9 protein-coding genes and 5 pseudogenes are annotated in these 12,629 nt (G+C 41.5%); 8 read left to right on the forward strand and 6 right to left on the reverse strand.

The window, feature by feature from the left end; translation table 11 throughout:
* Positions 1-30: 30 nt before the first annotated feature.
* Positions 31-1,224, reverse strand: coding sequence for a transposase (locus KA717_27970; protein ID UXE59590.1), 1,194 nt, complete (start codon positions 1,222-1,224; stop codon positions 31-33).
* Positions 1,225-1,275: 51 nt separating this feature from the next.
* Here KA717_27970 and tnpA point away from each other — a divergent pair, with 51 nt between their 5' ends.
* From tnpA to KA717_28010, 8 genes are all read left to right on the forward strand, one after another.
* Positions 1,276-1,665, forward strand: a complete 390-nt coding sequence (gene tnpA / locus KA717_27975; protein UXE59591.1) for an IS200/IS605 family transposase — start codon at positions 1,276-1,278, stop codon at positions 1,663-1,665.
* 84 nt (positions 1,666-1,749) lie between these two features.
* Entirely contained in the window at positions 1,750-2,706 is a 957-nt protein-coding gene (locus tag KA717_27980) for a transposase (protein UXE59592.1), read from the forward strand.
* Between the two features lie 226 nt (positions 2,707-2,932).
* Positions 2,933-3,604, forward strand: coding sequence for a HEAT repeat domain-containing protein (locus tag KA717_27985; protein ID UXE59593.1), 672 nt, complete (start codon positions 2,933-2,935; stop codon positions 3,602-3,604).
* A gap of 8 nt (positions 3,605-3,612) precedes the next feature.
* A complete protein-coding gene (locus KA717_27990; GenBank protein ID UXE59594.1) occupies positions 3,613-4,590 on the forward strand; it encodes an ATP-binding cassette domain-containing protein in 978 nt (325 codons plus the stop codon).
* A 75-nt stretch (positions 4,591-4,665) separates the two neighbouring features.
* Positions 4,666-5,553, forward strand: a complete 888-nt coding sequence (locus tag KA717_27995; protein UXE59595.1) for a sugar ABC transporter permease — start codon at positions 4,666-4,668, stop codon at positions 5,551-5,553.
* A gap of 12 nt (positions 5,554-5,565) precedes the next feature.
* The gene (locus KA717_28000) at positions 5,566-7,062 is read left to right on the forward strand and encodes an AAA family ATPase (protein ID UXE59596.1); all 1,497 of its coding nucleotides are present in this window, start codon (positions 5,566-5,568) and stop codon (positions 7,060-7,062) included.
* A gap of 420 nt (positions 7,063-7,482) precedes the next feature.
* Positions 7,483-8,538 carry an RRXRR domain-containing protein gene (locus KA717_28005; GenBank protein ID UXE59597.1) on the forward strand — a complete coding sequence of 352 codons (1,056 nt, stop codon included), beginning with the start codon at positions 7,483-7,485 and terminating at the stop codon, positions 8,536-8,538.
* Positions 8,539-8,678: 140 nt separating this feature from the next.
* Positions 8,679-9,152, forward strand: a complete 474-nt coding sequence (locus tag KA717_28010; protein ID UXE59598.1) for an SH3 domain-containing protein — start codon at positions 8,679-8,681, stop codon at positions 9,150-9,152.
* Between the two features lie 235 nt (positions 9,153-9,387).
* Here KA717_28010 and KA717_28015 read toward each other — a convergent pair.
* The 5 pseudogenes from KA717_28015 to KA717_28035 form a co-directional block, all read right to left on the reverse strand.
* Positions 9,388-9,603 (reverse strand): annotated as a pseudogene (locus KA717_28015) (IS630 family transposase).
* A 176-nt stretch (positions 9,604-9,779) separates the two neighbouring features.
* Positions 9,780-10,073: pseudogene (locus KA717_28020) on the reverse strand (transposase).
* Between the two features lie 6 nt (positions 10,074-10,079).
* Positions 10,080-11,054: pseudogene (locus KA717_28025) on the reverse strand (IS630 family transposase).
* Positions 11,055-11,329: 275 nt separating this feature from the next.
* Positions 11,330-11,530 (reverse strand): annotated as a pseudogene (locus tag KA717_28030) (IS701 family transposase).
* 186 nt (positions 11,531-11,716) lie between these two features.
* Positions 11,717-12,622 (reverse strand): annotated as a pseudogene (locus tag KA717_28035) (IS5 family transposase).
* Between the last annotated feature and the right edge of the window lie 7 nt (positions 12,623-12,629).

The following is a 12,629-nucleotide window of genomic DNA, read 5'->3' on the forward strand; positions in this document are numbered from 1 at the left end:
CGCGCTGAAGCGACGGCGATTCCCATCTACCTAAATTAAAGTCAATTGAATAGGTAATAGGCGGGTTGACACTTCATCGGAAGCAACTAGCAAGCTAGATTTACGCCGTCCTCCATGTCCGTTTTCAGTCTCGGAAAGCCCTCCCGCGACCTTGATATTCTTGGCGGCATTTACGTCTCTATCGTGGATGTCCCCACAGAAAAGACAAGTCCATTCCCTAACAGAAAGTTCTTTTTTTTCGCCAATTTGTCCACAACTTGAACAGCTTTGTGAAGTCGGTTCCCAACGAGAAATTACCCTAAAATCACGCCCATACATTTTCGACTTGGCTTCTAACATAGCCCTAAAACTACGCCAACCTAGATCGGAAATAGCACGAGACAACTTGCAATTTTTAAGCATTCCCGATGTATTCAAATCTTCTAGCACAATCGTTTGGTTTTCACGAATGAGCCGAGTAGATAGTTTATGCAAAAAGTCAGTGCGAGTGTCCTTGATTTTTGCGTGAATTTTAGCAACTTTTACTCGTGCTTTTTCACGCCGTTTACTCCCTTTTTGCTTGCGAGACAAGCTGCGTTGAGCCTTTCTTAATTTCTTAAGTCTCTTTTTAAGAGGTTTAGGAGCCTTGATTTTTTCTCCATTATCTAACGTAGCAAAATCGGTTATCCCTAGATCAATCCCTACAGACTTACCGTTATCAGATAACTTTTCAGGATTAATCTCTACAACAAAGCTAAGAAAGTACCGACCTGCCGCATCTTTAATTACAGTGACACTAGATAGTTCGGAAGGTAGGGGGCGGCTCCACACTACATCTAAGTAGCCTATTTTCGCCAAATAAACCTTTTCTCCTTTGATCGAGAAACCTGCATTAGTGAAAGTAGCAGACTGCTTTGATTTCCGACTCTTGAATCTTGGCGGATTAATCTTTTTCCCTTTCCTCTTTCCATTAATTGAGTTAAAGAAGCTCTGGTAGGCCATATTTAGATTCCTAACCGATTGCTGTAGGGGCACCGCCGATACTTCCGTTAACCAAGTCCTTTCTTCTGTCTGTTTAGATTGGGTTAGCAAACTAGAAAGTTGATTGTAAGATGGTAGTTTTTCAGAACCCTTGCAAATCGCTAAAGCATCATTCCAGACTACACGAATGCAACCAAACAGTCGGGCTAACCCTTGTTTCTGTTGGCCAGTCGGGTAGAATCTGAATTGATACCTTGCTTTCATTTACCGTGCTAGAATTGGTCTGTAAATTTATTTTAGTTGGTCTGCGTAAAAATGACAACCCAGTTACGAAGGGAACGTCACAGTATTTCTAGTCTCAAGACTCACTTGGTCTGCGTAACTAAATATCGTAGAGCCATTTTGACATCAGAAAGTCTTGCTGTTATAGAAAAATCCTTTGGAGAGGTTGCCAAGAAAATGGATTTTCAAATTCTTGAATTTAATGGAGGATCTGACCACGTTCACGCGCTTATTGAATTTCCGCCCAAACTCTCCATTTCTCAGATGGTAAATGCACTTAAAGGTGTTTCTAGTCGTCGCTACGGTCAATCTGGATTCCAAAAACCTTATGGCAAAGAGGCTCTATGGAGTCCTTCCTATTTTGTTTCAAGTGTTGGTGGTGCCCCTCTTGAGATTCTTAAGCAGTACATTCAAGACCAATAGACATCTCCATAATACTATAAAATCGACAAATATGCTATAATCATAGAAATTTAGACAGGAGTAACTATGCCTGAATACATCTATATGTGGGCTTATATTCAAAAACAGCCTCAAGAAACAAAGAGGTTGTTAGGAATAGAGTACCCAAAATTATTAGAGCTTATAACCTATGGCAAATTACTTAAAAAAGAATTTGAAGAAAGCAAAACCACACTGATTAAAGCAGGTGGTGGAAATAAACCGAAATTATCAGAGGAGGAGCAAATAGTTTTAATGCTAGTTTACTTAAGGCATTATCCGACCTTTCAGCTACTAGGAATAATGTTTGAAATAAGTGAATCGTCTGCCCATAATATATTCAATTATTGGCAGTCACTATTCGGAGAAAATTTACCAGCAAGTCTATTTGAACAACTAAAAAAGTTGCCAGAAGAAATAGAAAAAGTTAAAGAGGAGCTAATCCAACATGAACTAATAGTGGATGCGACAGAACAACCAGTAGAAAGACCTTTAGGGCAGGAGGCACAAAAACCATACTACTCAGGTAAACAAAAAAGGCATACCTCAAAAAGCCAAATAATCATTTGCCCAAAAATCAAGGAGATTGTGGATGTTGTGATAGGAGAAATAGGTTCAAAGAGCGATGTACAAATATTACGTCAAAGATTGGCTAAATTCCATCAAGAACAAGGCTTTCTAGGTGATAAAGCCTACGAGGGAGAATTCCAATTAACAACACCAAAAAAGAAACCAAAGGGGCGAGAATTAAGCAAAGAAGAAAAAGAAAGAAATAGTTGGTTATCGTCTCGACGAGTAGTGGTTGAACATATGATTCGATTGCTCAAAGTATTCAAAGTGATGCAAGAAAAATTTAGACTAAGAAAGGGAAGATATAAGTCATTAATCTCAACAGTATGTGGATTGGTGAGACTAAGGATAAATGCGCTGATATTAAGCATTATAAAATGTAGCGAATCAGGGCAGGTAATTGAGGTAAAGATGAGTCATTGTTTTTTGCCAGAATTGAATTTGGAGGTCTGAAAGCCCTGTAAACTCGTCTATGTACCAAGAAGTCTACTGAGTCTAGATTTAGCTACACTGCTTGCTAGACTAGGCTTTCCAGTTTTTGGAGATGTCTAATTAAAGCCGTCGTAGAACGACAGGGTTTTAAACCCATTTTTTTGATAACCTAATCTTAAAAGATTGTATCAAGTGTCACCAACTCCGCCCTCACGGTACGAAACTTGCCCCAACCCATTTAAGCAACATGACCATTACTCCCGAATCCATTCAACCCCTGCTTGCCTCCGAAGATTTTAGCGATCGCCTTCGAGGTCTTAATTTACTCCGACAGTTACCTCCCCATCTGGCTTTTCCCCTGCTTAAACCCCTAACCAGCGATCGCAATGTCCGCATCCGTTATGCGGCGGTCAGTCAACTGGATACCCTGGGCAATGAAAATCGGAGTGAAACCCTGGCTATTTTACGTGATTGTCTCCTAAATGATCCTGAAGTAGATGTCCAAGCCGCCGCCGCCGATATTTTAGGTGCGTTAAAATTTACCGAAGCCCTGGACGATCTCCAACTGGTCTATGAGCAAACCCCAGAATGGGTTTTAAAAATGAGCATTGTGGCAACCCTAGGAGAAATGGGGGATATTCGCGGCTTTGATTTGCTCAAACTCGCCCTTACTTCTGACAATGGACTGATCAAAACGGCTGCTCTAAGTGCCCTCGGTGATCTGGGTTTACCCGAAGTCCTACCCCTAATTTTGCCCTTCCTAGAGGATGAAGATTGGCAAGTGCGTTTTCGTTTGGCGATCGCCCTGAGTAAATTCCCCCAACCCGAAGCCCAGGCTGCCCTCAGTCAATTAGCGCAAGATCCCTTTGAACAAGTCGCTGAAACGGCAAAAAGTTTAATCCAAACCCCTTCCCTCTGACCTTAGCCGTGATTTCTGCTAAAAACCTGAGTAAAAGCTACCCCGTCACCGTTAAGTCTCCTGGACTCAAAGGAACCTTAACCCATTTTTTTCACCGTACCTATCGAGAAATCAAGGCTGTACAAAATGTCTCTTTTACCATCGAAGCAGGGGAAGTAGTCGGCTTTCTTGGCCCCAATGGCGCAGGCAAAACCACCACCCTAAAAATGTTAACGGGATTAATCCATCCCTCTGGCGGAATCGTACAGGTGGCAGGCTTTGATCCCTTTCGTCGTCAGACCCAATTTCTCGAAAAAGCCAGTTTGGTGATGGGACAGAAACAGCAATTAATTTGGGATTTACCGACAATGGATTCCCTGCGAATTAACGCGGCCATCTATCGTATTCCAGAGGCAATTTTTAAACAACGTTTGGGAGAACTCACAGAAATGCTCTCCCTCCAAAATCAACTCAAACAACCCGTTCGCAAACTATCTTTAGGGGAAAGGATGAAGGCCGAATTACTCGCTGCTTTAATTCATCATCCCCAGGTTTTATTTTTAGATGAACCCACTTTAGGATTAGATGTCAATGCCCAGGTAGCCGTGCGGGATTTTTTACGGGAATATAATCACCGTTATCAAGCAACTATTTTATTGACCAGTCATTACATGGCCGATATTACCGCTTTGTGTAAACGGGTTTTACTGATTCATCAAGGGCAATTAATGTATGATGGCGACTTAGCAGAACTGTTAGAAAAGTTTGCCCCCTGCCGACAAGTTAAAGTTGAACTAGCCCAAAGCGTTTCTAAAACTGCGTTAGAGAAATATGGTGAAATTGAAAGCATTGATGGCCAAGCAGTTCGCTTTTTTGTACAACGGGAGCAACTCACATCGGCGATCGCTCGTATTTTATCGGAGTTAGAAGTGCTAGATTTAAGTGTCACCGACCCACCGATTGAAGAAGTTATTGGTCGTCTTTTTCAGCAAGGAACGGTTAATTAGTTGATAGTTAATAGTTGATAATCAATTAGTTAATGCTTTAACTGGTATTTACCTGTATTTATTAAACGAGCAATTATGAATATTTTCTTTAAAAAAATCTTACCTACCTTAACCCCCTACCTTTTTCTCCTCCCCGCCCTGATTATTTTAGGGATTGCCGTTTTTTATCCCGCTTTTCAAGCTTTTTCTCTCAGTTTTACTCAGTATGATCTTGATCTTACCCAAGCTCCCCAGTGGGTCGGATTAAAAAATTTCCAACGCTTGGCCCAGGATCAAGTCTTTTGGCAAACTTTAACCAATAGTTTTTGTTACTTAATCGGTGTTGTTCCCGTTTTAGTAATGGCTCCTTTAGCTTTAGCAATTTTAGTCAATCAAAAATTACGGGGCATGGCCTTTTTTCGGATGGCCTACTATACGCCCGTTATTATTTCAATGGTGGTGGCGGGCATTGCCTGGAAGGCTCTCTATGCTAATGATGGAATTTTAAATCAATTACTGAAAATGATCGGTTTTTCCGAAGGTATTCCCTGGTTAACTAGTCCCCAATTAGCCCTCTGGAGTGTGATGGTGGTGACGATTTGGAAAGGTTTAGGTTATTATATGGTGATCTACTTAGCCGGTCTTCAGGGGATTCCCGCAGAATTGTACGAAGCGGCGGCGATCGATGGTTCCGATGGCTGGCAAAAACATTGGGATATTACACTACCTTTAATGCGACCCTATTTATTGTTAGTAGCAGTGATTTCTTCGATTTCGGCTATGAAGGTATTTGAAGAAGTTTATATCATGACCCAGGGCGGCCCCTTAAATCATTCTAAAACGGTGGTTTATTACGTTTATGAGAGAGCTTTTCAGGATTTGGAAATTAACTATGCCTCTGCTATTGGCTTAGTTCTCTTTATTTTCATCTTGATTTTATCCTTAATTAATCTACGCATTTCTCGCAATACGCCCACATTTTAATTAGCCTAAACCATGAGTTTCCAAGACGAGTTTGAACTGCTCCTCCGCGCTTGTTATCCTCTTCTCTATATTCCCACCACCGAAGAAGAACGGGTTGAAACGGCGATCGCCGACTGTGGCCAACGGTTAGGCAAACGGGCCATCTATATTTGGGATTTTGTGGAAGGCTATCAAGATAATCCCAATAATGAAAATATCGGCAAGCGGAATCCCCTACAGGCGTTGGAATTTGTTGAAAAATTACCGGATCAAGTGGGTGGAATTTTTATTCTGCGAGACTTTCACCGCTTTCTCGAAGACGTATCCATTGCTAGAAAATTAAGAAACCTCGCTCGTCGCCTCAAATCCCAACCCAAGAATGTGGTTATCCTCTCACCCCAACTCCAAATTCCCACCGACCTGGCAGAAGTCCTAACCGTCGTTGACTTTCCACTTCCCACTAACCCAGAAATTAAAACGGAAATTCAACGCTTATTAGCAACCACCGGGCAATCTCTGAATCCGAAACTTTTAGATGATCTCGCTCGTGCCGCCCAGGGGCTTTCTCTGGAAAGAATTCGCCGTGTCCTCACCCGTTGTTTAGCCAGCCATAGTCAAATTGAAGCCGATGACGTGGAATTAATGTTAGCGGAAAAACGTCAATCCATCCGCCAGACCCAAATCCTCGACTTTTATCCTGCCACCGAACAAATTAACGATATTGGTGGCCTCGACAACCTCAAAGATTGGCTACTCCGCCGAGGGGGAGCCTTTAGTGAACGAGCCAGATCCTACGGTTTACCCTATCCCAGAGGTCTATTACTGGTCGGCATCCAAGGCACGGGTAAATCCCTGACGGCTAAAGCCATTTCCCATCACTGGCACTTGCCCCTTTTACGTTTAGATGTGGGTCGATTATTTGGGGGCTTGGTTGGAGAATCGGAATCTCGTACCCGTCAGATGATTAGCCTCGCGGAAGCTCTTGCTCCCTGTGTATTGTGGATCGATGAAATTGATAAAGCCTTTTCTGGTGTAGATAGTCGCGGCGATGGCGGAACCAGTAGTCGGGTCTTTGGCACGTTTATCACCTGGTTAGCAGAAAAAAGTTCTCCTGTCTTTGTCGTGGCCACCGCCAATAATATTCAAACCCTTCCCCCCGAAATGTTAAGGAAAGGACGTTTCGATGAAATTTTCTTTGTGGGCTTACCGGCCCAGGTGGAACGAGAAGCTATTTTTAACGTCCATTTATCCCATCTACGGCCCCATCATCTCAAAGAGTACGATATTAAACGTCTTGCCTACGAAACCCCAGATTTTTCGGGGGCTGAAATAGAACAAACTTTAATTGAAGCCATGCACATTGGTTTTAGCCAGAATCGCGACTTCACCACAGATGATATCTTAGAAGCAGCCAGCCAGATCATTCCTTTAGCTAGGACTGCCCAGGAGCAAATCCAATTTTTGCAAGATTGGGCCGCGGCCGGTAAAGCGCGATTGGCGAATCGTGAATATCGCTTTGGCGGTTTGTAAAACCCGCTTAATTAAAACCACTAAATAAACCCCGTCTAACTCGAAACCCATAGTTTTTAATCGCTCAAGTCGATCCCCTGAAATACATTTCAAAAAATGACCGTTCCCAAAATAGACATGGTTTAATACTTTATTTCCTAACGATTACAGTATTGATAATCTTTCACCAACCCCGCCCTAAAAGGGACGGGGATTGATCTAACCAATTGGATCGACGTAAGCGGTGAATAGCCCTGATTAGCCTAACAATCTTACAGACCTCCGAATACTTCCCTAGTTCGGATTCCCTCTAAGCCTTATTGGTAAGGCGTTGTAAGACAAGACATGGTTTGTTAGGTGGGCGAAGGGACTTTAACTTTACTCTTAAGGATTATCTCCATGCCAAGAGTTCCTGTTATCTCAAAAGACGGAAAACCGTTAATGCCAACTAAACCTAGTCGGGCTAGACGGTGGCTCAAAGAAGGAAAAGCTATTGGTAGATTTAATGACTTGGATATTTTCTATGTCCAGCTAACTACCGAATCTTCTAGCGATAAAACTCAACCCATTGCCATCGGTATTGACCCAGGTAAATTATTTTCTGGCATCGGTGTTCAATCATCTCTTTTCACTCTCGGTCAAGCTCATTTAGAACTTCCCTTTAAACGAGTAAGGGAACGGATGGACAATCGGAGATTAATGCGACGAGGAAGAAGAGGACGACGGCTCGACCGTAAACTCTCCTTTGACCTACGGGCGCATCGTCAAAAACGATTCTCTAATAGAAGACAAGGAAAATTAGCTCCCTCAATAAAAGCTAATCGCCAACTTGAACTAAGAGTCGTTTCTGAATTAGCCAAAATCTATCCAATTACTGATATTTACTTTGAGTACGTTAAAGCCGATGTCGATCAAACATCGGGCAGAAAAGGAGCCAAATTAGGCAAAGGATTCTCGGCTGTTATGGTCGGTCAAAAATGGGCTATCGAGCAACTTTCTAAGATTGCTAAAGTCCACACTCGCCTTGGTTGGCAAACCTCTAATCTCAGAAAACATCTAGGTTTAGAAAAGTCCGAAAATAAGGCAGAACAAACTCCAGAAAGCCATGCTAACGATGGAATTACTCTCGCCTGTTTTCGTTTTTTAGATTATTTGCCATTCCATACCTCTAACGGGCATGGCCACGAATGGAAAGGCTCTGTTGAAGTAACAGATGCTCCTTTTGCCATCGTTAAACGTCCTCCTGTTAGTCGCCGTCAACTTCATCTAATGGTTCCTGCCAAGGGTGGCAAGCGACGCAAATATGGTGGCTCCACCACAAGACATGGGTTCCGTAAAGGAGACTTGATTTCTTCGCCTAAAGGAATCGGTTATGCCAGTGGAAATACCGAAAAACAGTTATCTGTTAGCGATGCCAATTGGAAACGATTGGGACAGATAGCTGCTAGTAAGATTCAATTGATTCGTCGTTCTAACGGGTTGATTGTTTCTCACTAACCCATATAAAGCCGCCCTCCGCTATCGCTAAGGGACGGGGTTTCTACCCAATTTTTCTGATGAAACGTTTTTCTGGCGTATTACAATTTACCCTAGGCTTTTTTCTGGGCCTCTTAATTTTCGTTGGGGGTGTTTCTCTAGTGGGTTATTTGGTCTTTTCCCGTCTAGCAGCTACACCTCCCCGTCCTGTTTTTCCTGAAGAAAATAAAACAGTGGTTAAACCAAAGCCAACGGTAAAGCCAACCACTACGGCAACGAAAGATGATCAGAAGACTGATCAGGCTCAGACAGGAGAGACGACGAAAACGGAAGAAAAACCAAAGACAGAGGAGGCAAAAGCGTCTCCTTCGCCGGAACCATCAGCAACGCCGTCTCCTGATGATAAAAAAGAAGAGTTGCCCGCCGGAGCTTACCAGGCTAAGGTAGTTTGGTCAGGGGGATTAAGTCTGCGAGCCAACCCCGATAAAACCTCTGAACGAGTGGGAGGGGTTGATTATAATGATGCTTTGGTGGTTTTAGAAAAAAGTAGTGATGGGGAATGGGTCAAGGTTAAAGTCCCTGATAGTGATCAAGTGGGCTGGGTCAGAGTGGGAAATATCAAAAAGACGGAATAGCTAGAGTCTATGATTAGGATTATGTTGACACTCCTCGTGCTGAAGCAACGAGGACTCTTGGCTCAACGAAACCACTTAACTAAAGTACCTTGCAGTGCTTTAACCAGAGGTGGGATTCTCCCCAAGCGTTAAATTCGGGTATGCCCTACCCTATTCGTATTGCTACGAGTCCTTTTTGAGTTGAAACGTATTTAGGGTCTGCTGAAAAAGTCCACAAAACGAACCTAGTAGTCAGTCAAGGTAGAACTGATGGATAAAGCCGCTTGAGTTTGATGCGAGCATCATCAGTGGTAAATTGCCAATCAATGGTACGCAATTGTTCATTTCGGTGTTTTTCCCAAGCAGCAATTTCATTGTTGAGAGTTTCCTTGTCAGGAATACGACGGGCTAAACATTGACGAGATAAAACGCTCAACTCAATCTCAGCCATGTTGAGCCAACTACCATGCTTAGTAGGGCTGATTCATTCTAACAAATCTCAATCAATCAAATCCTTATCTGGCAAGGTTTTAAGGCGATTTCTCAGAATAAATATCTGAAAATTTTTAAAAATACCTTACTTTGCTTACCCCATAAGCGATTGAAGAGAGACAAAAAAGGAATCAAACCAGAGAATGAATCAGCCCTACTACCATGCTTAGGGGTGTAATGAATATCCAGTTTGTCAAGGATACGCTTGGCTTCTTGGGGTTCAAAGGTCTCATATAAGGCATAGGAAACATGGGTATTCAGGTTGTCGTGAATAAGTGTTATCTTTTCGGCTTCTGGATGATAAATATCGACCAGAAATTTCAGTTGATAAGCATAATCTTTTTTAGTACGATGTTCGGTTACTCCTACGTGTCGCCATCCAGCTAGGGGTTCAGAAAACATAAACAAATTGCTCACCCCATTCCGTTCATATTCGTAGTCATACCTTTCTATACTTCAAACGTTCATAATCTGAGATTTATCAAAGCGTTGAAATCGTAAGGTGAGCAGAGAATCAAGCTCCTCCTTATATTTTACGTTAGCATCCTCAAGACATCCTGAAATTGCTGCAGAAAACTGCGTAAAATCTTCATAATATTTTGCGTATAAACACTTCTTCTTCACAAACTTCCACAGTCTTTCAATTAAATTCAAGTTAGGAGAATAAGGAGGTAAGTACAGTAACTCTATTCCTAATGATTCTGCCAACTCCTGTACAATTCGGCATTTTTGATAACGAGCATTGTCTAATACCAACGTAATCGGTATTAATAGTCCTAATTCTGCTATCTTTTCTAGGAGTTCACAAACCTGAGTTCCCGTAATATAAGAACTGTTCGTTACCATAATTACTTCATGGGTAATTGCATTTAATGCTCCTAACACATTAAAACGTTTTCTCCCTGATGGTGACTTAATAAAAATCCTCTTGAAGCACCATATAAAATTTACAAATGCTCCCATTACAAAATGAGAGGCATCTACAAAGAAAACTGCCCTTTTTCCTGCTTTTGCCTCTTCTAGCCTTGGTTCTAGCTCTTTTTCTCTATAGCTATCCTGAGCTTCTACATCTGCTTTTGATGCAATTGTTCCCACCTTTAGACACCTCATTCCTATTGACTTTAAAAATTTTCTGACTTGCGTCGGACTTCTTTTTATTCCTGTTAATTCTTCTATTCTTTTTACTGCTTCATTTATTGTTGCTGGTGGATTTGACTCAAAATATGCCTCAATTGTCCCTTGATGCTCTGTTAACTCGCTTTTCGGGCGATTAAATTTTATTTCTTTTAGTTTTTCTATCCCGCCCTCTTGATAATCACGGATATAGCTTGTCACCGTATTTACTGAAACTCCTGCGAATTGAGCAATTTTTTGATGAGACAATCCCTGACTTTTTAGCCATAAAACTTCCATCTTTAGCTGCACTCTAGGATCCTTTTTGTGTTTACCTGAGTAAAAGTAATCGATTAACTCAGCCTTGGCTTGGTCACTATAAGGCCTGTCAATTACCAGCAATTCTCAGTTTTAGACACAGCAAGGCTTTTAGGGATTTAAAGAACATTTCAAAGGGGGTTTTGGGGGCAATTCTACACGTACTACTGTGCCTAAAAGCCGGAAGACTCGTAAAATGAACTTGTTAATCCCGTTGAACTTTACCCCATATTACGCGAACTAAAACCTGAAACCCTTGTTACAGCGCAAATTTAGAATTGCTGGTCAATTACCGTGTCATCTACACTGAGTGTTCCGCCTTCTAGTTCAATTTGCGGAGCCACTTCATCAAATAAATCCTTGGGTGTATAGTCCTCTCGCCACAAGAACCGATTGATACTGTCATGAGATAAATTGCCCAGAATTTGAGCTAACCGAACACAGCTTACATATTTAGGGCTTGCTGAAAAAGTCAAAAAACGAAAGAAATGTGGGTTAGGGAAGTATGGACTGAAAAAGCATAGATAACTTATCCTTATAGAAACAAATCAAAATACAGATTTTGTTTAATCTATTGTTCCTTTCTGTCTAAAAAGGTCAACACAAATCACTCCTCACAAAAGAGAGGAAAATTAACACCATTTTTCACAAGAAAAACGACTCTACAACTTTTTACTTTTTGTCTTCTGAAGTAGAGTAGAAAGATTCATTACCAAAAAGTTCATCGCAATTACCGTTTCCGAGGTCTCAGGTAGTTTGGCCATCACTCGACCAAGACTAAATTTCCTCTTTCCCTGTCCGAATTTACCCTCAATGGCATTACGCACTCTTTCATCTGAGCGTGCCTCTTTCTTTTTTTCTTTGCTCACCTCTTTCGGCGGTCTTCCCAATCGGGGACCACTCATTCTTATATCCCTTTCTTTACAATAAGCTCGATTCGCTTTTGTTCGATAGATTTTATCCACATGAACCGATTCCGGATAACATCCTGTTTCCCTTTTATATTCTTCTATTCGCGCTTGTAAATCTCCCGATTCGTTGTAATTATCCCAACTTAATTTGTCTAAGAAGACAAAGCCATTCACATTACTTGCCGATATTTTAGCTCCAAACTCTACTGCTTTTCCCGCTTTTCCACGCACTATTGGACGCACGTGAGGTTGGCTTACACTCACAATTCTGTTTTCTACTTTATTTGTCTTTTTTTCATACATTTCTAACTGTTGCTCATACACTTTTCCTATCGTTACAAGCTCTTCTTGCTCTTTTTTCGTTAGTTTTTCTAACTTTGCTCCCTCTTCTATCATTTTTTCTATATGAGACAAGTTTCTTTTTATATATCCTAGTTGTTTTTTTGTTCCTTTTCTTCTTTCTTTTTTTGACACACGACGTTTTTTTGCTATGGCTAAGTACTCTTTTCTTGCCACTTCCCTATAAGTCCTCGGCTTTTCTTTCCTTTTCTCTTTTATTTCTTTTATTTCTTCATATCGCTTATCTATTATTTTTTCTGTTTTTTCTCTGGCATCATTCAATATTCCTATATCCGTTGGATATTTTATATCTGCTGGTGTACCT

The organism is Woronichinia naegeliana WA131 (genome assembly GCA_025370055.1).
Taxonomy (GTDB): domain Bacteria; phylum Cyanobacteriota; class Cyanobacteriia; order Cyanobacteriales; family Microcystaceae; genus Woronichinia; species Woronichinia naegeliana.